A 19,991-nucleotide genomic window follows, 5' to 3' on the forward strand; every position below is an offset into this window, starting at 1 on the left:
TTTCAGGTCAACAAATTTGCGGATCGCTATTCCGGAAGCTTAAGGATGTGACAGCTCGATCCCGTCGCGGCCGCCGCCGCGAAGGGCGGGCGGACGATCAGCGCCTGTGCCGCGGACAGCCGCGCCAGCAGCGACGAATCCTGGCGGTCGACCGGCGTCGCCAGCCATTGCCCGTCGTCGCGCAGCGCCAGGTGGGCGCGCAGATAGTCTTCGCGCTGGTCGTTGGCGGTGAGGTCGGCGCCGAGCACGGCGGGGAGGCGGCGGTGCATCGATTCGCCCCGCCCCGACAGCACCCGGATCAGTGGCACCATGAACAGGAATGCGCAGACATAGGACGACACCGGATTGCCGGGCAGGCCGATCACCCGCATCGGGCCGAGCCGGCCGTGCATCATCGGCTTGCCCGGCCGCATCGCGATCTTCCAGAACGCGATCGAGGTGCCTTCGGCCTCAAGCGACGACTTGACCAGATCATGATCGCCGGCCGACGCGCCGCCGGTCGTCACCAGAACATCGGCGCCGAGGTCGCGCGCGCGCGTGATCGCCGCGCGGGTCGCCTCGACGGTGTCGGCGGCAATGCCGAGGTCGATCACCTCGGCGCCTTCGCTGCACGCCAGCGCCCGCAGCGCGTAGCCGTTGGAATAGACGATCTGGCCGGGGCCGAGTGCCGCTCCCGGCATCACCAGCTCATCGCCGGTGGCGAGCATGGCCACGCGCGGCCGGCGATGCACCGGCAGCATGGGGTGGTTCATACCGGCGGCGAGCGCGAGGTCGCGGTCGCTGAGCCGATGGCTCGCGCGCAGCAGCACCTCGCCCTCGGTGAAGTCGATCCCGGCGGGGCGGATGTGGCGGCCGTGGCGGGCGGCCTCGGTGATGGTCACCTGATCGCCGTCGCGCACGGTGTCTTCCTGGATCACCACGGTGTCGGCGCCGTCGGGGATGACGCCGCCGGTGAAGATCCGCAATGCCTCGCCGGGACCGACGGCTTGTTCCGCGGGCCGGCCGGCGGCGATCTCGCCGATTACGGTGAGCCGCGCCGGCGCGGTCGCGACATCGGCCGCGCGCACCGCATAGCCGTCCATCGCCGACATCGGCTGCGGCGGCTGGGTGCGTAGCGCGGCCAGATTGCGCGCCAGCACGCGGCCATGCGCGTCGTCGAGCGCGACCATCTCCTCGGGCAGCCCGGCGGCGCCGTCGAGCACCGCGGCCAGCGCATCCGCAACCGGCATCAGCGCCATCGGGCAACTCCGGGGCGGGCGGATCGAGGCGGCACGAGAGGGCAAAAGCGGTTTGTCATGATCCGGCTTTAGGTGCCCCGCGACCCTTGCGCAAGATGTCCCGGTGGTCCCGCCGCGGAGGGGCGGCTCGAGCGTCAAACGAAATCCTAATTGTCGGCAGAAGCCCCCGGGAGGTAGGACGGGAGGGGCGGCGAGGTTCTTGTCCGCCGGACCGCTGGGAGTGCGCAGATGGGCGACAATTTTGCGAAATGGCTGCTGCGGATCGTTGCCGTCATCGGCGTGATCGCGTTCGGCACGACCTATGCGATCCGGCACGACTGGAGCAAAGGCTGGATGCCGTCCGCCAATCCGGATTACGCGCCGCCGCCCGTAAGCGCGCCCGAGCCGGCCGCGCAGCCAGCCGCACCCGTCGCGCCGCCGGTCGCTCCGGCCGCGCAGGAAACGGCCCCAGCGGCCCCGCCTGCCGCTGCAGCGGCGCCGTCAGCCGCTTCCGCACCCGCTGCGGCCCGCGCCTATGTGCCGTGCCAGCCGATCGGCCGCACCGCCAAGGGCGAGCTGGTGTATTCGATGGATTGCCGGACGCCGCCGGCGCAGTAGACACACCGGTCGATCGGCGGATTGAAGCCGGGCGCGAGGCGGTTCGGACGCGCCGCGTCGCGATGGCTTCAGTCGAGAATGCGAGCGCCCTCGGCACTGAGCCGGGCCAACCCATCCTTCATCTGCTGCAGGCGTTCGGGTGAGTGGCCCTGCCACTTCGTCACCTCGGCGACGATGCGGAGCGGATGCTGCGAGCGATACGAAAGCGTCGGATTTCCCAGGAACTTCTTGTCGGTCAGATTGGGATCGTCCTCGATCGGGCCGGTGGGCTCGACGACATAGATTCGCTGTGCGCCGTCGCCGGCCGCCAGCTCCGCTCCCCAGATCGCGGCGTCGAGCGTGCCGGCGAAATACACCCAGGACAGCGCAGCGTCGGTGAAATTGGACTGGTATCCGACGACAATCAGGTCTCCGGGGTCCAGAGCCGCGCGGGTCCCGTGGAAGTACTGCCGCGCGAACATGGTGGCGGTCGCTGACATGGCTGTGCTCCTCTGCTGACGAGGCCGTACCGGTCCGCGGCACGCGCTGTTCGCTCTCACGGGTTGTACGCGCCGGCCCCGGACTTCCTTCGCATTCGGGCGCCGGTATCACGGTGCTATCCGGCGAGCCTAGGGCAAGTTGCGACCTACGCCGGGCCTGGGGTCGCCGCGCCGGCGTTGTCGTTCGGTCGCACCATCACCGGCAGATAGACCTGCGCGAATTCCGGCGGCAGGCGGCGGGGGCGGCCGCTCGACATTTCGATGCAGACGAGCTGCCAGCGCCCACGCATGACGGTGGCGCGGTCGCGCAGCCGGATCAGCTGGAAGCGGCGCTCCATCAGGAGCTTGCCGTCGCTGCCATAGACCCAGGTGCCGAGCAGCAGCTCGTCGCCGAGATGACTCGGCAGAAGGTAGTCGTATTCGCCGCGCCGGATCGCCATGGCGCGGTCGATCCGCTGCCAGTCGGCGAGCGCGAGACCGAGCGCTTCGGAATGCGCCCAGCCGACGCTGTCGCACCAGCGCACATAGACCGAATTGTTGGTGTGGTTGAGGCCGTCGATGTCGGCCTCTCCCGGGACCATCGTCAGGGTGAACGGGTTCGGGTGGTCCCAGTCCAGGTCGGAGGCTGCGGCGGTCATGGCAATCGTCGGCACTCGTGCGCGGGCCGTCACAGCCCGAGTTGATCCAGCGCCAACGCCACATCCGCGCTGGATCGGACATGGACGGCGCGGAGCCCGCGCTCGCGCGCGGCCGCGATGTTTTCGGCCAGATCATCGAAGAACACAATGCGTTCGGGTTTCACGCCGATCGCCGCCACTACGAAATCATAGACCTCGGCGTTCGGCTTGCGCATCCCGATCCGCGACGACAGGAACAGCTCGCGGAACGGCGTCAGCAGTTCAGCATAGTGCTCCAGGAAATGCGCGACATGCGCGTCGTTGGTATTGGACAGCGCATACAGCGGCAGATGCTTTGCGGCGCGCGCAAGTTGCGCCGCGATCCCCGGCATCTCGCCGATGAAGATCGCATTCCAGCCCTCGCGCAATTGATCGTCGGACAGGTCGAGCCGCAGCGCCTCGCGCACCGCGGCGAAGAATTCCGCGTCGGTGACGTGGCCGGTCTCGTAGCGATGGAAGGTGTCGTTGCGCGCCAGCATCGCCATCATCGCGGAGGGATCGCTGCCGAGTTCGACCGCCCAGGCTTTGAGCGTGCGCGCCAGATCGAAATCGATCACGACGCGGCCGAGATCGAACAGCAGCGCGTCGGCGGCGCCGGATGTGAGAGTGCTTGTCATGTGAGACGGCCTAGCAGGAACGGGCGACGATGGCGAGGTGGGGTCGATTCGGAACGAGACCTTGACGTGAAGACGGGGAGTTAAGGATTAGTTGGTTGCGATCGACAACCGTTTCTTCATGCGTGCCGTTTAGAACGGCACAGGCAGCGCGGCGACCACTTTTTCCAGAAGTGCCTGATGATCGCGCCGTCCGATTCGATCAGCGGCGATCCGATCATGCACCTTGACTGTGACCTGCCGCTTGGCACGTTGACCGCACCGGAATGTTGCCAATGCTGACCGGGAAGGGCCGCAGCAAGAAGAAGCTCGACGATGAGCACACCGGTCATGGCTGGTACGTCTCCTTCGCCGACCTGATGGGCCTGCTGGTGAGCTTTTTCGTCGTGCTGGTGTCGTTCTCGACCCAGGACGTCAAGAAGCTGCAGATCGTCACCGGCTCGATGCGCGACGCCTTCGGCGTGCAGTACCAGGCGCGCTATTCGGGCACGGTCGAGACCGACGGCATGCCGGTTCAGGGCAGGGTCGCCAGCACCGACAACGCCTCGCTGGATCAGGCCGGCGGCGCGGGCAGCTCGGCGTCGCAGGCCAAGGCCGAGCGCGAATTCGCGCTGGCGTCGGCGTCGCTCCGGCAGGCGTTGCAGGACGTGCCGGAATTGGCCGAGATCTCCAAGAACGTGGTGTTCGAGGAAACCCCGACGGGTCTCAATCTCGAACTGACCGATCAGGACGGCCGGCCGATGTTTCCGGATGGCTCGTCGGTGCCGTATGAGCGGACCCGCATGCTGATCGCTAGGCTGGCGGCGCCGCTGCGTGCGATCTCGCTGCGGGTCAACATCGTCGGTCATACCGCCGCGACGCCGGTGCCGGACAACGACGACTACGACGCGTTCGATCTGTCGACCGGACGCGCCAATGCGGTGCGCCAGATCCTGAAACACGAGGGGCTGTCGTCCAGCCGGGTGATGTCGGTGGCGGGCAAGGGCGATGGCGAACCGCTGTTTCCGGAAGCGCCGATGCTGGCCGCCAACCGCCGGGTGACCATCAGCCTGCTGCGGGAGAGCCCGCCGCTGCCGCCGAATCTGGCTCCCTAACAACCTCTTAGTCGAATATTCGCAGGTGAGATCTCAGAACGAGACGCCGATCCGGCGGGCGCGTTTCCACACCATCCTGCATTTCTTCTTGGTGCCGCCGTGCAGCAGTTCGAACCGCGTCGGCAGCGTCGCGTCGGTATTCAACTCGATGCAGGCCCCGCCGGCGGAGTAATCGACCATGCGACATGGAATCACCGGCACCTTGGGGCCGACGATCAGGCTTGCAGAACTTGATACCAGCCCGCTGGGGCGCACACGTGCAAATCGTCGCTGTTGTTGGGTCATCACGAATCCCGAGCCCTGTCGCAGTTCCGCCGGGGTCGGCGGTTCGCGTATTGCAACGCAGACTTGTTAAATTCGTGTTTGCACCGTCAGCCGCTTCACTACGTAGGATTACGGGGCCCGGGTGCGCCCGTACGCCCGGGCCCCGCTGCGATGCACAATGAGGACCTGCGCGATTATTTGCGGTAATTACTTGCCCGGCTGGATCGCGATCCGCTTCGACGAGCTCGCAACCGGCTCCGCTTTCGGCAGCGTCACCGTCAGCACGCCGTTCTTGAACGCGGCGCTGACCTCGTCGGCGGCGATCGGGACGCCGATCGGCACGCGCCGTTCGAACTTGCCATAGAAGTGTTCGCTGAGCTGCCGGTCCTTGTCCTCGGTCTTCGACGTCTTCTCGCCGCGGATCGTCAGGACGCCGTCGTCGAGCAGGACCTCGATGTCCTTGTCCTCCATGCCGGGGACCTCGGCCGAAACCCTCAGTTCCTTGTCGGCGTCGGCGATTTCAAGCTTGGGCCAGGCGTTGCCGAATGCAGCCAGCCGGTTCGGCACCGCCGGCGCGTCGACCCCGCGGAAGACGTCGTCGAACAGACGGTTCATTTCGCGGTGCAGCGACAGAAACGGGTCGCTCTGGTACGACTGCGCCAGCGGTTGGCTACCCCGGCTCCAGGGGATCATGTCGCGCATGTTCATGGATGCCTCCTCACTCCAGTGTTGATCCATCCGGTTTCGAACTAATCAGCCTCGAACTACTCGTGGATATCCGAAGCACACCCGCGCCGTCGCGGGCGCGCCGATCGATTTGGGATCGGCGAAGTCGGTGTCAAGAGCCCCTTGGTACGCGGGTGAGTTGCCGTTCGGGAAAATTTTGACCGGGTACTTGAAAGCCGGATCGGCTCGTCTATTTTTCGTGCGTCCCGTTCTGAAAGGAGTCACTCGGGAGGACTGATATGCACGTCACGACGACTATTCCGGAGCCCGGCGTCATCGCCGGTTCCCTGCAACATTCCGCGGCGGTCTACGACCATCCCGCGGTGGTCTACGACGATCCCGCCCAGGTGCTGCGCGACGACGCGCTCGGCACGGCGGAGAAGCGGGCCATCCTCTCCTCATGGGCGTCCGACGCCAACGCGATCGAGCAGCAGCCATGGCTGCGTGCGCTGCCGGGTTCCGGCCGAATCGTGCCGCTGGCCTCGATCCTCTCGGCGTTGCGTCGGCTGGATGACGACGACCCGCCGCCGAAGGGCGGCGCCGCGATCCGGATGTGCGGCTTCGGCCGCGACACCGACAGCGAGTCGTTCGAGCAGGTTCAGCCAGTGGGGAGGAGGCATCATGGTCTGGCGCAACTTTCAAAGCACGTTCGATCCCGCGCGCTGCCCCGTCTGCGGCGCGACCATGCAGCTCGCACGCGTCGAGCCGCGGCCGGTCGGGCGGCGTGCCTGTGAGTTCGAACGCCATATCTATCGCTGCGAGGATTGCGCCAATACCAGCCGCTTCGTGATCGACCGGCAGGCGGTCGAGCAACTGTACGCGTAGCGGCGCGACACCATCGGCGTCGCGGCAACAGGTCTCAGACTTGTCGCCGCGACCCGGTGCTGCCGATCCGGCCGCGCCACAGCGGCTTGATCAGTTCGAGCAGGATCAGCACCGCAAGGGCTGCGACCGCGGTGAGGCCGAGATCGTCCCAGCGCAGCGGCCCGAACTTGAACAGATCGCGCAGCCACGGCCAGGCGAGGCTGAGGCCGAGCACGCATCCGACGATCGCCAGCACTACCGCGAGCATCGGGTTCGGCCGGCGCAGCGCCGCCAGGATCGAGGTCGAGAACGAGCGGTTCACGAAAATCAGGCAGACGAAGCTCAGCACCAGCGCGAAGAACGTCAGCGCGCGCAGTTCGGTCTCCGGCATTCCGCGGAACTGGCCGATCACGAAGACGCCCGCCACCAGCGCGAACACCACGACGCCCTGGACGAGCCCCCAGCCGATCAGCGCCGGCGTGAACAGCGGTTGCTCTGGATCGCGGGGAGGGCGGTTCATCACATCGTCCTCTGCAGTCTCCGCCTCGAACACGATCGAGCACACAGGGTCGATGATCATCTCCAGGAACGCGATGTGGATCGGCCCGAGCAGGATCGGCAGGCCGAACAGCAGCGGCAGCAAGGCGAGGCCGGCGATCGGGACGTGGACGGCGAAGATGAAGCCCATCGCCTTGACCAGATTGTCGTAGATCCGGCGGCCGAGCCGGATCGCCTTGACGATCGAGGCGAAGTCGTCGTCGAGCAGCACGATCGCCGAGGCCTCGCGCGCGACGTCGGTGCCGCGTCCGCCCATCGCGATGCCGATATGCGCCGATTTCAGCGACGGCGCGTCATTGACGCCGTCGCCGGTCATCGCGACGACGTCGCCGCCCGATTTGAGCGCATCGACGATGCGCAGCTTCTGCTCCGGCATGATCCGCGCGAACACGGTGGCGCTTTGCAGCCGCTGCGCCAATGCGGCGTCGTCGAGCCGCGCGATCTCGTCGCCGCTGACGCACGTGTCCGCGTCAATGCCGGCCTGTCGCGCGATCGCTTGCGCGGTCGCCGGATAGTCGCCGGTGATCATCACCACGCGGATGCCGGCGGTGCGGCAATCGGCGACCGCGGCCGGCACCGCCGCGCGCAATGGATCGGCGAGGCCGACGAGGCCGAGGAATTCGAAGCGGAAGCCGAGCGGCGTCTCCGGCCAGTCGTCGTTCGCATGCGCGGCGCGGGCGACGCCGAGCACGCGCAGGCCGTCGGCCGCCATCGCGTCGATGGTCTGCGACAATCGAAGCAGTTCGGCGGCGTCGAGACCGCACATCCGGGCGATCGCTTCCGGCGCGCCCTTGGCGGCGACGATGAAATCGCCCGGGTCGGCGTGGTCGCGCCAGACCTGCGTCATCGCCAGCAGATCGCGGCGCAGCCCATAGGAATGCACCATGCTGCGGTCGCTTTTCGCGTCCGGAAGGTGACCGTCGGCGAGCCGATGCAATGCGCGGTCCATCGGATCGAACGGATCGGGCGCGGAGGCGAGCAGGCCGGTTTCGAGCAAGGCGCGGAACGTCGCGGGGAGTTCGGCGTCGCGCGGCCGGAACGTCTCGCCGGAGATCAGCCGCAGTTCGGCGACCGACATCCGGTTCTCGGTCAGCGTGCCGGTCTTGTCGGTGCACAACACCGTCGCCGAGCCGAGCGACTCGATCGCGGCGGCGCGGCGCGTCAGCACGCGCGCCTGCGAAATCCGCCACGCGCCCATCGCCATGAACACGGTCAGCACGACGGGAAATTCTTCAGGCAGCATCGACATGCCGACCGTGATGCCGGCCAGCACCGCGTCGAGCCAGCCGCCGCGCAGCGTGCCGTACAGCACGACGACCAGCAGGCTGAACGAGCCGCCGATGATGCCGAACACGCGCACCAGCCGGCGTGTCTGGGTCTGCAGCCGTGGCGGCTCGGTCTGCAACGTGCCGAGCGCCTGACCGATCTTGCCGATCTCGCTGCGCGGCCCGGTGGCGATCACTTCGGCGAGGCCGCCGCCGCGCACCACCAGCGAGCCGGAATACACGGTCGGCTGGTCGTCGCCGCCGGGCCGGTGCGATACCGCGGCGTCGGCCTCGTCGCGCGCGATCTTGCGCACCGGGACCGATTCGCCGGTCAGCAGCGACTCGTCGGCCTGGATGTCGTCGGCCGACAGCAGCACGGCGTCCGCGGCGACGCGGTCGCCTTCCGACAGCACCATCAGATCGCCGCGCACCACCTCGCGGCCGGCGATGCGGCGGCGCTCGCCGTCGCGGATCACCAGCGCGCGGGGGCTGGTGAGGTCGCGCAGCGCTTCCAGCACGCGTTCGGTGCGGCTCTCCTGCACCACGGTGATCACGATCGAGAGGCTGGCGAACACCAGCAGGATCACGGCTTCCTTGAAATCACCGAGCGCGAGATAGACCACGCCGCCGCCCATCAGCAGCGCCAGCATCGGCTCGCGCATCACCTCCAGCGCGATCCGCAACAGCGTTCGCCGGTCGGGGCTCGGCAACTCGTTGGGGCCTTCGCTGGCGAACCGCGCTGCGGCGTCGGCCTCGCTGAGGCCGATGGGCGCGGACGCTTGTGTCGAGACGGGAGGCATCGGCGTGATCTTTCTCGTGATCGCCGCGGCAGCCTATCCTATTTGAGCGTCGCACCGGCGACGTAGTCGCCCGATTTGCCGCCGGTCTTGGCGATCAGATGGATACGCTCGATCCGCACGCCGCGCTCGACCGCCTTGATCATGTCGTAGATCGTCAGGCAGGCGACCGACACCGCGGTCAGGGCCTCCATCTCGACGCCGGTCGGGCCGGTGACCTTCACCGTTGCGCGGACGATGCAGCCGGGCAGCTTGCTGTCGGGGGTGATGTCGAGCGTAACCTTCGACAACGCCAGCGGATGGCACAGCGGGATCAGCTCCGAGGTACGCTTGGCCGCCATGATTCCGGCGATCCGGGCCGTGCCGAGAACGTCGCCCTTCTTGGCGTCGCCGCTCAGGATCAGGTCGAGCGTGGCCTTCTTCATCACCACGCGGCCCTCGGCGACCGCGACGCGCTCGGTCGCGGATTTCTCCGAGACGTCGACCATACGCGCCTCGCCGCTGGCACCGATATGGGTGAGGGCGGGGGAGGCGGCTCTGGTCGACCTGGCTTTCTTCGCCATCAGCCCCGCCTCAGGCAGCGCGCGCGAGCAGCGCGCGGGTCGCAGTGGCGACGTCGTTCTGACGCATCAGGCTTTCGCCGACCAGGAAAGTGTTGATGTTCACCCGCGCGAGCCGGGCGATGTCGTCCGGGGCGAAGATGCCGCTTTCGCCGACCATCAGGCGATCGCTCGGGATCAGCGGCGCCAGCGCCTCGCTGGTCGCGAGCGTCACCTCGAAAGTGCGCAGGTTGCGGTTGTTGATCCCGACCATCGGCGAGCGCAGCTGCAGCGCGCGGTCGAGTTCGGCGCGGTCGTGGACCTCGAGCAGCACGTCCATGCCGAGATCGAATGCGGCGTCCTCGATGTCCTTGGCTTCGGCGTCGTCGAGCGCCGCCATGATGATCAGGATGCAGTCGGCGCCGTGGGCGCGGGCCTCGACCACCTGATAGGTGTCGTACATGAAGTCCTTGCGCAGCGCCGGCAGCGACACCGCCGCGCGCGCCGCGACCAGATAATCGAGGCAGCCCTGGAACGACGGCGTATCCGTCAGCACCGAGAGGCACGCCGCGCCGCCTTGCTCGTAGGCTTTCGCGAGCGCCGGCGGATCGAAATCGGCGCGGATCAGGCCCTTGGACGGCGACGCCTTCTTGATTTCGGCGATCAGCGCATAGTCGCCGTTCTCATGCTTGGCCCGTAGCGCACGGACGAAGCCGCGCGCCGGCGAAGCGCCGCGCGCCTCCGCCTCCAGCGCCGCGAGCGGCCGCTCGCGTTTCGCCGCGGCGATCTCCTCGCGCTTGTAGGCTTCGATCTTGGTCAGGATATCGGACACCGGTACGCTCCCTGGAGGGTCACTCAAAGCACTGGTTCAAGAGCTCGTCATTGCGAGGAGCGAAGCGACGAAGCAATCCTGCTCCGTGCACCGCGCTCTGGATTGCTTCGCTTCGCTCGCAATGACGAGCCGATTTCACCGCGCTTAGGCGGCCGCCGATACCGCGATCAATTTTTTCAAACGTGCTTCCGCGGCGCCGCTGTCGATCGACTGGGCGCCGAGCGCGACGCCTTCCTTGAGGTCCTTCGCCTTGCCGGCGACGATCAGCGTCGCGGCGGCGTTGAGCAGCGCGACGTCGCGATACGGCCCCGGCATGCCTTCCAGCACCGCGCGCAGCGCCACCGCATTGGCCTCGGCATCGCCGCCCTTCAGCGCATCGGCCGGCGCGCGCGGCAAGCCGGCGTCTTCGGGGCTGATCTCGAAGGTCTTGATCTCGCCGTTCTTCAATTCGGCGACGGCGGTCGGGCCGGACAGGGTGATCTCGTCGAGCCCGTCGGAGCCGTGCACCACCCAGATCGATTCCGAGCCGAGATTCTTCAGCACCTGCGCGAGCGGCTGCACCCATTGCCGTGAGAACACGCCGATCATCTGCCGCTTGACGCCGGCGGGATTCGACAGCGGCCCGAGCAGGTTGAAGATCGTGCGGGTGGCGAGTTCGACCCGTGTGGGACCGACGTTCTTCATCGCCGGATGATGCGTCGGCGCGAACATGAAGCCGATGCCGGCCTCCGCGACACAGCGGCCGACGTGGTCCGGGGTGATATCGATCCTGACGCCGAGTGCATTGAGCACGTCGGCGGCGCCGGATTTCGACGACAGCGCCCGGTTGCCGTGCTTGGCGACCGGGACGCCGCAGCCGGCGACCACGAACGACGTGCAGGTCGAAACGTTGACCGAGCCGGAGCCGTCGCCGCCGGTGCCGACGACGTCGACCGCGTCGGGCGGGGCCTCGACCGTCAGCATCTTGGCGCGCATCGTCGTCACCGCGCCGGTGATCTCGTCGACGGTCTCGCCGCGGACCCGCAGGCCCATCAGCAGCGCACCCATCTGCGACGGCGTCGCGTCGCCCGACATCATGGCGTCGAACGCGTTCGCCGCTTCGTCCCTGGTCAGCGACGTCCCCGTCGCGACCTTCGCGATAACTGCCTTGAAATCGATCATGGTCCCCATCGGCGACGGGCGAAGGCGGATGCCTTCGTCAGTTGGTCGCCGCCCCCGTCGCCTGAGCCACAGCCTGCTGGTTGATCTTGGTGCCGATCTGCTTTTCGACCCAAGCGATATATTCGCCGACCTGCTCGTCGTTCATCCGCTGCACCAGCGCGTCCTTCAGCTTCTTCGTCTCCGCGGAGGCGAGGTCGACCGGCGGGATCGTGACGTCGGTGACGCGATACACGAACCATTCGTTGCCGGTGCCGCCCTGGCTCTGGCCGAACGCGTCCTTCGGCGTCCGGAACACCGCCTCGACCACCGTGGCCGGCACGCCGGTCGCCGTCCCCTCGCGCTTCAATCCGGTTGCGGTCTCGACCTTGACGCCCTGCGGCGCGACCTCGGCGAGCTTCCCGGCGGTGCCGAGCTTCTGCACCATCTCGGCGGCCATGGTCCGCAGCCGGCTGCTGACCTGCTCGGTGCGCCAACGCGCCTCGACCTGGTCCTTGACCTCGTCGAGGCTGCGCTCGCGCGACGGCGTCACGCCGAGCACGTCGAACCAGACATAGCCGTTCTGATAGTTGATCGATTCGGTATCGACGCCGACATCGCTGTTGAACGCGGCGGTCGCCAGTTCGAGACCCTGGGGGATGTCCTTGACCGGCTGGCCATCCGGGCCGCGGCCGGAGCGGTCGACCGCCTCGATGGTCACCGCGTTGAGCCCGAGCGTCTTCGCCGCCTCGATCACATTGGCGCCGCCGGCGCGGGCATCTTCCATCTTGTCGTGCAACTCCTGCACCTTGGCACGGGCGCGCTCCAGCGCGACGTCGCGCTTGATCGTCGGCGCCAGGCTCTCGTAGCTCGGCTGCACGCCGGGCTCGATCTTGGAGACCCTGACCAGCGCGGTGCCGAAGGCACCCTGGATCGGCTGGCTGACCTCGTTGAGCGGCAGCGCGAAAGCGGCGTTCGCCACCGCCGGGTCGAGCATTTCGGTCTTGCTGACCAGACCGAGTTCGACATCGGCCGGCTTGAGACCGCGCTGCGCGGCGACATCGTCGAACGAGGCGCCCTCGGCGATCTTCCCACGCGCAGCCTGCGCCTCTTCGCCGTTCGGAAACACGATCTGCGCGATCTGCCGCTTCTCCGGCGTCGACAGCTTGTCCTTGCGCTCGTCGAACAATTTGCGCGCGTCGGCGTCGGACACGTCGGTCCATTTGGCGATCGACTCGGGCGTCACCGTGAGGAACGCGACCTTGCGATATTCGGGCGCGCGGAATTGCGTCTTGTGATCATCGTAGTAGGCCGCGAGCGCCTCGGAGGAGGGCGGCTCGATGGTCCCGACCTGCGCATCGGTCAGCTTCAGATACTCGATTGCGCGCTGCTCGTTCTGAAACTGGCTGGCGACCTGAAGCATCGTGGTGGACGGCACAAGGCCGGCCGTGACGGTGCCGGCGATCTGCCGCCGCAGCGCGACCTTGCGCTGTTCGGCGATGTAGCGCTGCTCGGTGAAGCCGAACTGGCGGATCACCTGCTGGAAGCGGTTCGGATCGAACGCGCCGCCCACGCCCTTGAAGTTCGGATCGTTGAGGATGCTCTTCATGGTCTCTTCGTCGGACTGGCCGAGCCCGAGCCGGCGTGCATCCTCGTCGAGCGCTGCCTCCGCGATCACCTGCTGCAGCACCTGGCGATCGATGCCGAAGGCGCGCGCCTGATCCGGCGTCAGCGGCCGGCCGAACTGGCGGCCGATCTGCTGCAGGCGATCATTATAGGTCTGGCGGAATTGTTCGGTGGTGATCTCGGTATCGCCGATGGTCGCGAGCGTGGATCGGCCGAACCCGCGGAAAATGTCGGCAATGCCCCAGACCGCAAAGCTGAGGATCAGCACGCCCATCACGATCATCATGATGGTCTTGCCGACCCAATTGGATGAGGCGTTGCGTATTCCTCGAAGCATGGACTCACTTTTTCGCAGGAGGGAACCGGCCGCGCTCAGGCGCGCGGTGGCGCAAATTAGCGTCGCCGGCTTGAAAATCCATCATAAAGTGCCGGTCGCAGCGTCGCAACCGGCCGCAGCCGGAAGTCGCGCGGTTGGGACCGCTTCGCAGCAGACGCCGCGCGAGGCTGATCTGCGCGATCACGCGCTCTTGAGCATCGCAAACGGCTCTGCTAGCGGGATTGAGCAACCCCGAAACGTGAGAGTGTCCATGCCGGTCCCCGCCGTTCGTCCGCTGATTGCCGGAAACTGGAAGATGAACGGCCTCAAGGTCGCGTCGTCGGAACTCGATTCGATCCTGGAAGGCGCGATGCAACTTTCGTCGGGGATCGATCTGCTGGTCTGCCCTCCGGCGACGCTGATCGCAGCGTTCGCCGATCGGCTCGCGGCCCATGCAGACGGCGCGCTGCCGGTCGCAATTGGTGCACAGGATTGCCACACCAATGCCTCAGGCGCGCATACCGGCGACATTTCGGCCGAAATGCTGGCTGACGCCGGCGCGCGAGCGATCATCGTCGGCCATTCCGAGCGCCGCGCCGACCACGCCGAGACCGACGCGATCGTTCGCACCAAGGCGCAGGCGGTGTGGCGGGCAGGGCTGGTCGCGATCGTCTGCGTCGGCGAAACCCAGGGCGAGCGCAATGCCGGCCACACCCTCGATGTTGTCGCCGGCCAGCTTGCCGGCTCGTTGCCGGATGGCGCTACCGCAGCCAATCTGGTGGTGGCCTATGAGCCGGTCTGGGCGATTGGCACCGGGATGACCCCGACTGCGGCCGATGTCGAGGAAGTTCATGGCTTTATCCGCCAGACCCTGATGCAGCGCTTCAACGCCGAGGGAGAACTGATGCGATTGCTGTACGGCGGCTCGGTGAAGCCTTCGAACGCCAGCGAGCTGATGGCTGTTCCCCACGTCAATGGCGCGCTGGTCGGCGGCGCCAGCCTGAAGGCGTCGGACTTCCTTGCGATCGCCGCCGGTTGTCCCTAGCTGAGTAATACAACGCGCTTATCCGTTGCGGCGCGAAAGCCGTCCGGGGGTGACAATGCCCCCATCGATCGTGTAGACACCGCGCGACTTCGTTTATCCCGCAAGCCTGTCGAGCAGCCGCGCGCTGGCGCCATGTCGGCCTTTCGGCGATCCGGGCTTGTGATGGAAGGGTATCATGCAGACTGTCATTATCGTCGTTCACCTGATGTTGGTTCTGGGCCTGATCGGCACTGTGCTGTTGCAGAAGTCCGAGGGCGGTGGCCTGGGCGTCGGCGGCGGCGGTGGCGGCGGTTTTATGTCGAGCCGGGGCACCGCGAACCTGCTGACCCGGACGACGGCGATTCTCGCAGTCGGCTTCTTCATCACCAGCCTGCTGCTGTCATGGCTCGCGAACTACGATCGCAAGCCGACCACGATCCTGCCGACCGCGGCGCCGACGACCCAGCAGGCGCCGGGCGTCCCGGCACCGCCGGTTTCGCAGGGGGGCGGTCTACTCGACTCGTTGAAGCAGGCCGACCAACCGCAGAATCAGGCCCCGGCCGCTCCGGCCCCGCCGCAGTCGCAATAAGCATTGCCGGCATGCGCTGACGGCAGCTGCGAAATAGTCTGAGCTGTTGTCAGTAATCGTATGAAGGCGCTGATCTTTCGGCGTCACCCACAGGCATTCTGAAGTTCGCCCGTTGGGGACGAATCGCTTTGGCGAATCGGACCGAGGGCCTTAAAGGTAGGCTCCCATGGCGCGGTATATCTTCATCACCGGCGGCGTGGTCTCCTCGCTCGGCAAGGGTCTGGCATCAGCGGCACTCGGTGCGCTGCTGCAGGCGCGAGGCTACAAGGTCCGCCTTCGCAAGCTCGATCCCTACCTCAATCTCGATCCCGGGACGATGTCGCCGTATCAGCACGGCGAAGTTTTCGTGACCGACGACGGCGCCGAGACCGATCTCGATCTCGGCCATTACGAGCGTTTCACCGGGCGGCCCGCCACCCGGCAGGACAACATCACCACCGGACGGATCTATCAGGACATCCTGACCAAGGAGCGCCGCGGCGACTATCTCGGCGCTACCATCCAGGTGGTCCCGCACGTCACCAACGCGATCAAGGATTTCATCGTCGATTCCAACGACGACTATGATTTCGTGCTGGTCGAGATCGGCGGCACCGTCGGCGACATCGAGGGCCTGCCGTTCTTCGAGGCGATCCGCCAGATCAAGAACGACCTGCCGCGCGGCGACGTCATCTACATTCATCTCACGCTGCTGCCCTATATCCCGAGCGCCGGCGAGCTGAAGACCAAACCGACCCAGCATTCGGTCAAGGAACTGCGGTCGATCGGAATCCAGCCCGACATTCTGCTGTGCCGCACCGACCGGCCGATCCCGAAAGAGGAACGGCGCAAGCTCGGGCTGTTCTGCAACGTCCGCGAGAGCGCGGTGATCGAGGCGCGCGACGCCGACAGCATCTATGCGGTGCCGGAGGCTTATCATGCCGCCGGCCTCGACGACGAAGTGCTTGCGGCATTTGCGATTGCGGCCGAAGAGCCGCCGGCGCTGGAGCGCTGGCATCAGATCAACGAGCGCATCCGCAATCCCGAAGGCGCGGTGACGATCGCCATCGTCGGCAAATACACCGGGATGAAGGATGCCTACAAATCGCTGATCGAGGCGCTGTCGCACGGCGGCATCGCCAACAAGGTTGAGGTCAAGCTCGACTGGATCGAAAGCGAAGTGTTCGAGAACGAGGACCCGGCGCCGTTCCTCGAACACGTCAACGGCATTCTGGTGCCCGGCGGCTTTGGCCAACGCGGGGCGGAGGGCAAGATCAAGGCGGCGCAGTTCGCCCGCGAGCGCGACGTGCCGTATTTCGGCATCTGCTTCGGCATGCAGATGGCGGTGATCGAGGCGGCGCGCAATCTCGCCGGCATCGAGCAGGCCAATTCGACCGAGTTCGGCCCGACCTCCGAGCCGCTGGTCGGCCTGATGACCGAATGGGTCCGCGGCAACGAGCTGGAGCGGCGCTCCAACGCCGGCGACCTCGGCGGCACGATGCGTCTCGGCGCCTATCCGGCGACGCTCAAGCGCGGCAGCCGGGTGTCGAGGGTCTATGGCGATGCTCTCGAAATTTCGGAGCGCCATCGCCACCGCTACGAGGTCAACACCGCCTACAAGGACCGGCTCGAACAGCACGGCCTGCGCTTCTCCGGCATGTCGCCGGACGGCGTGCTGCCCGAGATCGTCGAATATGAGGATCATCCGTGGTTCATCGGGGTGCAATTCCACCCCGAACTGAAATCCCGCCCGTTCGAACCGCACCCCTTGTTTTCGTCGTTCATCGAAGCGGCGCTGGTGCGCAGCCGGCTGGTGTAGTTTCCATCACTTCGGGCAGCCCGCCGTGGAATCGCCCGCGCGCGCCATCGGCTTGCCGTTGATGAAGACGTTGCCGCCGCCGTCGACGACCACGCCGCCGCAATTGGTTCGACCGCCGACCACTGCGGCGGGTTTGCCGTTGATGAACACGTTGGTCGAACCTTCGACGATGGCGCCGTCCGACGTGGTGTCGCCCGCGCGCGCCGCCGGCTTGCCGCTGACGGTGACATTGGTGCTACCGCCGGTGACCGCGCTTGGCGTTTGCGCCAACGCCGGGCCCGTCACCACCAGGAGCGCGATCCGCAACAACGTTCGACTCATCGTGCCTTCTCCGGTGACCGAGTGCGAGGCAAGACGGCGCGGCTCGCTGCCATCCAACTAACAATAGCATGGGCATGCCGGCGTGACCGCCGTTGGTGCGGGACAGGCGACAGGCCGTCTTCATTTGGTATCAGACTGCGATCACGATTCCGAACTGGCTGTCGTCCCTGAGGCGCGTCAGTTCCATCTGCGACGGGTGCAGCAGACCGCTCATGCGGCCATTCTCGACCCGATAGACGGTCTGCCCGCGCATCTCGGTGACGCGCCGGCCGGTCAGCCGCAGCAGCTTTTCGGCCATTTCGTCGGCGTTGAAATGCCGAAAGTGAAACCGGAACAGGTCGCGGTTGATGGCGAAGGGAAGTCCCTTTTCGAGCGGAAACGAGAGCAGTATCGGCCCGTGGGTCGCGGCGCCGACTTGCCGCAGGAAATCATCACAATCCTCGACGTGCTCGACGGATTCGAAGCAGACCGCGAAGTCGGCGGCGTTTCTCGTCAGCTCGAACGGGAAACAGGCCTGCCGGAAGACCACGCGGTGGCCGCCATAGGCCGTCTCGGCGACGGCGACCGCTGGCGCCGAGCCGTCGATCCCGACAATCCGTGCGCCGCAGCGATCGGCGAGGATCCGCGCGCCGTAACCGTTGCCGCAGAACAGATCCAATCCGGTGGCGTCGCGGGGCAGTTGCAAATGGCCTCGCAGCCAATGCGCGGCGAACTCGTAGCGGGCGCTGTGATCGCGCCGGATCATCTCGATCTGCGGGCTGGTCTGACGCTCGCCGCTGTCGAGCTCAAAGTCATGCGGATGGCCGGGCAGGGTCGGATCCTGCACGAAGAGATCGCTCAGCGCCGCCCGAACCCCTGCGGCTGATGGATCAATGACCAGCGCGCGCCACAATTCGATTTCAGCGTCCTTCGTGAGCCCAAGCTGCTTCTGTGCCACGGCACGCAGGAGATAGGCGTCGACGTCGATCGGGTTACTGAGGGAAACCGCGTCGAGGTGGGCAATCGCGTCTGCGAAGCGCTGCTCCTGCAGCAGCGAGATGATCGTATCCCAGCGCTCGCTCATCGGACGACGACCCTGTCGATGTGGCCGAAGCCCCAGTCGGCATTCAGCGCGCGCCTCAGGCGATCCTTTTCCGTCAAAGACGGCGCTTGCGACACGAGAGCTTCATCCCCGGCCAGCAGCGCCTCCCAGGTCTGCGGCGAGTACCAGCCGGCATTCAGCGGCACCGCGTCGCCGAAGCCGCCGCCGGCCCTCGGCGCGGCCTCGCCGAACCTGACAGTTGGCTCCTTCAACGCAATCGTGGGCTTGCCGAACAGCCGCGCCTCGATCAGACCGCTGGAATTCAGCGCGCAGACGGTTTCGATTTCGGGCTGCGCCAGCAGCTGGTAGAGATTGATGTCGGTCGAGGTCACCGACCGCAACGAGGTCATTGCCTTGCGCGTTGCCGAGTCCGGCGGATCGTAGGGATGAGGCTTGAACAGAGTCGCGGCGGATCTGGTGCAGAGATCGATCAGAGCCGGCAGATGATCGCCCAGATGGGTGAAGCGTCCGGTGCTGGTGTCCAGCACCGATCGATCGTCGGGGACCTGACCCAGAATGACGGTCGTCCCGGGCGTCAGGCCCAGCGGCCGCATGAAGCTCGCCTTGCTGCGCACGAAGCCGGCTCGCACAACGAACTCGCGTGGATCGAGCATGTGGTGCAGCAGCAAACGATGAATCGCGGCCCGGTTGGTTCGCGCGGCGAAGACGACGTCGTCCAGGAAGCGCACCGGATAGAGGATCAAATCGATGACCGCGATTCCGGCTTCGTCGAAAATCCTGCAGAGCAGCTCAGGCAGCTCGTAGCCGACCACAATGGTTCCGTGAAAAGGCGCCGCCAGAGCTTCCGAAATTTCGATCGGCACGGTCCTGAGCGACAGGAAACGGCCCCAGCCTTCGATCGAGAGCGGCAGGCCGGCGGCTTCGAACAGATCCGGGGTGTGGAAATAGTTGTGATCGCGGACAAGCCCGCGATCCCAAGATGTCGTCGTGACGCTCCATCCCGCGAGCCGCGCGGCCGTACCGACAATGCCGTCGAGCCAGCGGACATGTTTCCAGGTTGCGCTTTCCCAGGCTCGTCCAACCCGGAAAGGCCGCAGAAGGTCGGCGGTCAGAGAGAGCCTTGCAACCATGGGATTTCGCGTCGGCTCATTTTCCGGCGGGCTGGATGTCAGGTTTAACGACGAAGATGACCAATCCAGGCGATCCGCAGCGATGAATTGAGCAGTGCCGACTGGGCAGGAATCTCGGCGAGGCCCAAGACAGCGCGCCGAACGGTGGCTATAAGGCCTCTGCAACGATCGGAGGGGGCATGATTTACGAATCCCGGGTATACCGCTGCGTACCCGGCCGGCTGCCGGCGCTGCTCAAGCGGTTCGAGACGATCACGCTGAAGATGTTCGAGAAGCACGGCATCCGGCAGGCCGGATTTTTCACGACGCTGGTCGGCGCATCGAACCAGGAGCTGACTTATTTTCTTGCTTGGGAGAGCCTCGCCGAGCGCGAGCGGAAATGGACCGCGTTCGCGTCCGACCCGGATTGGCTGGCCGCCAAGGCGGAGACCGAGGCCGACGGCCAGATCGTCGACACCATCACCAACCAGCTTCTGACGCCGACCGCGTTCTCGGCCGTCAAGTAATCATGCCCGCGATGATGA

Annotated in this window: 21 protein-coding genes; 7 read left to right on the forward strand and 14 right to left on the reverse strand. The window is 66.4% G+C overall.

Annotation, left to right across the window (positions count from 1 at the left end; genetic code table 11):
- Nucleotides 1–26: 26 nt before the first annotated feature.
- Nucleotides 27–1,238, reverse strand: a complete 1,212-nt coding sequence (locus ACTZWT_RS04530) for a molybdopterin molybdotransferase MoeA (RefSeq protein ID WP_444768529.1) — start codon at nucleotides 1,236–1,238, stop codon at nucleotides 27–29.
- Between the two features lie 228 nt (nucleotides 1,239–1,466).
- Here ACTZWT_RS04530 and ACTZWT_RS04535 point away from each other — a divergent pair, with 228 nt between their 5' ends.
- A complete protein-coding gene (locus ACTZWT_RS04535) occupies nucleotides 1,467–1,835 on the forward strand; it encodes a hypothetical protein (protein WP_444768530.1) in 369 nt (122 codons plus the stop codon).
- A gap of 68 nt (nucleotides 1,836–1,903) precedes the next feature.
- Here the strand turns inward: ACTZWT_RS04535 and arr are convergent, their stop codons facing one another.
- The 3 genes from arr to ACTZWT_RS04550 all read right to left on the reverse strand — a co-directional run bounded on the left by arr (nucleotide 1,904) and on the right by ACTZWT_RS04550 (nucleotide 3,608).
- On the reverse strand, nucleotides 1,904–2,314 hold the full coding sequence (gene arr / locus ACTZWT_RS04540; protein WP_444768531.1) for an NAD(+)--rifampin ADP-ribosyltransferase: 411 nt from the start codon (nucleotides 2,312–2,314) through the stop codon (nucleotides 1,904–1,906).
- Between the two features lie 146 nt (nucleotides 2,315–2,460).
- Nucleotides 2,461–2,952, reverse strand: a complete 492-nt coding sequence (locus ACTZWT_RS04545) for an acyl-CoA thioesterase (protein ID WP_444768532.1) — start codon at nucleotides 2,950–2,952, stop codon at nucleotides 2,461–2,463.
- A 29-nt stretch (nucleotides 2,953–2,981) separates the two neighbouring features.
- Nucleotides 2,982–3,608, reverse strand: coding sequence for an HAD family hydrolase (locus ACTZWT_RS04550; RefSeq protein WP_444768533.1), 627 nt, complete (start codon nucleotides 3,606–3,608; stop codon nucleotides 2,982–2,984).
- 272 nt (nucleotides 3,609–3,880) lie between these two features.
- On the opposite strand from ACTZWT_RS04550, the gene ACTZWT_RS04555 reads away from it, so the two are divergent.
- Nucleotides 3,881–4,699 carry an OmpA/MotB family protein gene (locus ACTZWT_RS04555; protein WP_444768534.1) on the forward strand — a complete coding sequence of 273 codons (819 nt, stop codon included), beginning with the start codon at nucleotides 3,881–3,883 and terminating at the stop codon, nucleotides 4,697–4,699.
- A gap of 33 nt (nucleotides 4,700–4,732) precedes the next feature.
- Here ACTZWT_RS04555 and ACTZWT_RS04560 read toward each other — a convergent pair whose 3' ends face one another.
- The gene (locus tag ACTZWT_RS04560) at nucleotides 4,733–4,984 is read right to left on the reverse strand and encodes a PilZ domain-containing protein (protein ID WP_444768535.1); all 252 of its coding nucleotides are present in this window, start codon (nucleotides 4,982–4,984) and stop codon (nucleotides 4,733–4,735) included.
- A 186-nt stretch (nucleotides 4,985–5,170) separates the two neighbouring features.
- On the reverse strand, nucleotides 5,171–5,671 hold the full coding sequence (locus ACTZWT_RS04565) for an Hsp20/alpha crystallin family protein (RefSeq protein ID WP_444768536.1): 501 nt from the start codon (nucleotides 5,669–5,671) through the stop codon (nucleotides 5,171–5,173).
- A gap of 257 nt (nucleotides 5,672–5,928) precedes the next feature.
- Between ACTZWT_RS04565 and ACTZWT_RS04570 the strand changes: the two genes are divergently transcribed.
- Entirely contained in the window at nucleotides 5,929–6,423 is a 495-nt protein-coding gene (locus ACTZWT_RS04570; protein WP_444768537.1) for a hypothetical protein, read from the forward strand.
- Between the two features lie 125 nt (nucleotides 6,424–6,548).
- Here ACTZWT_RS04570 and ACTZWT_RS04575 read toward each other — a convergent pair whose 3' ends face one another.
- The 5 genes from ACTZWT_RS04575 to ACTZWT_RS04595 form a co-directional block, all read right to left on the reverse strand.
- On the reverse strand, nucleotides 6,549–9,116 hold the full coding sequence (locus ACTZWT_RS04575; RefSeq protein WP_444768538.1) for a cation-translocating P-type ATPase: 2,568 nt from the start codon (nucleotides 9,114–9,116) through the stop codon (nucleotides 6,549–6,551).
- A 38-nt stretch (nucleotides 9,117–9,154) separates the two neighbouring features.
- A complete protein-coding gene (gene moaC, locus ACTZWT_RS04580) occupies nucleotides 9,155–9,676 on the reverse strand; it encodes a cyclic pyranopterin monophosphate synthase MoaC (protein ID WP_444768539.1) in 522 nt (173 codons plus the stop codon).
- 10 nt (nucleotides 9,677–9,686) lie between these two features.
- Nucleotides 9,687–10,484, reverse strand: coding sequence for an indole-3-glycerol phosphate synthase TrpC (trpC, locus tag ACTZWT_RS04585; RefSeq protein WP_444768540.1), 798 nt, complete (start codon nucleotides 10,482–10,484; stop codon nucleotides 9,687–9,689).
- A gap of 144 nt (nucleotides 10,485–10,628) precedes the next feature.
- Nucleotides 10,629–11,645, reverse strand: a complete 1,017-nt coding sequence (gene trpD, locus ACTZWT_RS04590; protein WP_444768541.1) for an anthranilate phosphoribosyltransferase — start codon at nucleotides 11,643–11,645, stop codon at nucleotides 10,629–10,631.
- 37 nt (nucleotides 11,646–11,682) lie between these two features.
- Nucleotides 11,683–13,584, reverse strand: a complete 1,902-nt coding sequence (locus ACTZWT_RS04595) for a SurA N-terminal domain-containing protein (RefSeq protein WP_444768542.1) — start codon at nucleotides 13,582–13,584, stop codon at nucleotides 11,683–11,685.
- A 250-nt stretch (nucleotides 13,585–13,834) separates the two neighbouring features.
- On the opposite strand from ACTZWT_RS04595, the gene tpiA reads away from it, so the two are divergent.
- From tpiA to ACTZWT_RS04610, 3 genes are all read left to right on the forward strand, one after another.
- Nucleotides 13,835–14,608: a triose-phosphate isomerase gene (gene tpiA / locus ACTZWT_RS04600; RefSeq protein WP_444769198.1), complete on the forward strand. Its 774-nt coding sequence runs from the start codon at nucleotides 13,835–13,837 to the stop codon at nucleotides 14,606–14,608.
- A gap of 175 nt (nucleotides 14,609–14,783) precedes the next feature.
- Complete coding sequence (secG, locus tag ACTZWT_RS04605; protein ID WP_444768543.1) at nucleotides 14,784–15,176, forward strand: preprotein translocase subunit SecG; 393 nt, start codon at nucleotides 14,784–14,786, stop codon at nucleotides 15,174–15,176.
- A gap of 166 nt (nucleotides 15,177–15,342) precedes the next feature.
- Entirely contained in the window at nucleotides 15,343–16,974 is a 1,632-nt protein-coding gene (locus ACTZWT_RS04610; protein ID WP_444768544.1) for a CTP synthase, read from the forward strand.
- 6 nt (nucleotides 16,975–16,980) lie between these two features.
- Here ACTZWT_RS04610 and ACTZWT_RS04615 read toward each other — a convergent pair whose 3' ends face one another.
- From ACTZWT_RS04615 to ACTZWT_RS04625, 3 genes are all read right to left on the reverse strand, one after another.
- Entirely contained in the window at nucleotides 16,981–17,295 is a 315-nt protein-coding gene (locus tag ACTZWT_RS04615; RefSeq protein ID WP_444768545.1) for a PAAR domain-containing protein, read from the reverse strand.
- A 130-nt stretch (nucleotides 17,296–17,425) separates the two neighbouring features.
- Entirely contained in the window at nucleotides 17,426–18,358 is a 933-nt protein-coding gene (locus tag ACTZWT_RS04620; protein ID WP_444768546.1) for a methyltransferase domain-containing protein, read from the reverse strand.
- Nucleotides 18,355–19,467, reverse strand: coding sequence for a hypothetical protein (locus tag ACTZWT_RS04625; RefSeq protein WP_444768547.1), 1,113 nt, complete (start codon nucleotides 19,465–19,467; stop codon nucleotides 18,355–18,357). Before ACTZWT_RS04625 ends, ACTZWT_RS04620 begins: the two co-directional genes overlap by 4 nt.
- Nucleotides 19,468–19,646: 179 nt before the next feature.
- On the opposite strand from ACTZWT_RS04625, the gene ACTZWT_RS04630 reads away from it, so the two are divergent.
- Nucleotides 19,647–19,973, forward strand: a complete 327-nt coding sequence (locus ACTZWT_RS04630) for an NIPSNAP family protein (RefSeq protein ID WP_444768548.1) — start codon at nucleotides 19,647–19,649, stop codon at nucleotides 19,971–19,973.
- Nucleotides 19,974–19,991: the final 18 nt, after the last annotated feature.

It is taken from the genome of Rhodopseudomonas sp. NSM (assembly GCF_052445935.1).
GTDB lineage: Bacteria > Pseudomonadota > Alphaproteobacteria > Rhizobiales > Xanthobacteraceae > Rhodopseudomonas.

Bases quoted from the DNA above. Each gene is read 5' to 3' on its own strand.
- arr (WP_444768531.1), bottom strand. From the start codon at position 2,314: ATGTCAGCGACCGCCACCATGTTCGCGCGGCAGTACTTCCACGGGACC.
- ACTZWT_RS04550 (WP_444768533.1), bottom strand. From the start codon at position 3,608: ATGACAAGCACTCTCACATCCGGCGCCGCCGACGCGCTGCTGTTCGAT.
- ACTZWT_RS04555 (WP_444768534.1), top strand. From the start codon at position 3,881: ATGCTGACCGGGAAGGGCCGCAGCAAGAAGAAGCTCGACGATGAGCAC.
- ACTZWT_RS04610 (WP_444768544.1), top strand. From the start codon at position 15,343: ATGGCGCGGTATATCTTCATCACCGGCGGCGTGGTCTCCTCGCTCGGC.
- ACTZWT_RS04630 (WP_444768548.1), top strand. From the start codon at position 19,647: ATGATTTACGAATCCCGGGTATACCGCTGCGTACCCGGCCGGCTGCCG.
- tpiA (WP_444769198.1), top strand. From the start codon at position 13,835: ATGCCGGTCCCCGCCGTTCGTCCGCTGATTGCCGGAAACTGGAAGATG.
- moaC (WP_444768539.1), bottom strand. From the start codon at position 9,676: ATGGCGAAGAAAGCCAGGTCGACCAGAGCCGCCTCCCCCGCCCTCACC.
- trpD (WP_444768541.1), bottom strand. From the start codon at position 11,645: ATGATCGATTTCAAGGCAGTTATCGCGAAGGTCGCGACGGGGACGTCG.
- ACTZWT_RS04625 (WP_444768547.1), bottom strand. From the start codon at position 19,467: ATGGTTGCAAGGCTCTCTCTGACCGCCGACCTTCTGCGGCCTTTCCGG.
- ACTZWT_RS04620 (WP_444768546.1), bottom strand. From the start codon at position 18,358: ATGAGCGAGCGCTGGGATACGATCATCTCGCTGCTGCAGGAGCAGCGC.
- secG (WP_444768543.1), top strand. From the start codon at position 14,784: ATGCAGACTGTCATTATCGTCGTTCACCTGATGTTGGTTCTGGGCCTG.
- ACTZWT_RS04615 (WP_444768545.1), bottom strand. From the start codon at position 17,295: ATGAGTCGAACGTTGTTGCGGATCGCGCTCCTGGTGGTGACGGGCCCG.
- ACTZWT_RS04560 (WP_444768535.1), bottom strand. From the start codon at position 4,984: ATGACCCAACAACAGCGACGATTTGCACGTGTGCGCCCCAGCGGGCTG.
- ACTZWT_RS04595 (WP_444768542.1), bottom strand. From the start codon at position 13,584: ATGCTTCGAGGAATACGCAACGCCTCATCCAATTGGGTCGGCAAGACC.
- ACTZWT_RS04535 (WP_444768530.1), top strand. From the start codon at position 1,467: ATGGGCGACAATTTTGCGAAATGGCTGCTGCGGATCGTTGCCGTCATC.
- ACTZWT_RS04530 (WP_444768529.1), bottom strand. From the start codon at position 1,238: ATGGCGCTGATGCCGGTTGCGGATGCGCTGGCCGCGGTGCTCGACGGC.
- ACTZWT_RS04545 (WP_444768532.1), bottom strand. From the start codon at position 2,952: ATGACCGCCGCAGCCTCCGACCTGGACTGGGACCACCCGAACCCGTTC.
- ACTZWT_RS04575 (WP_444768538.1), bottom strand. From the start codon at position 9,116: ATGCCTCCCGTCTCGACACAAGCGTCCGCGCCCATCGGCCTCAGCGAG.
- ACTZWT_RS04570 (WP_444768537.1), top strand. From the start codon at position 5,929: ATGCACGTCACGACGACTATTCCGGAGCCCGGCGTCATCGCCGGTTCC.
- ACTZWT_RS04565 (WP_444768536.1), bottom strand. From the start codon at position 5,671: ATGAACATGCGCGACATGATCCCCTGGAGCCGGGGTAGCCAACCGCTG.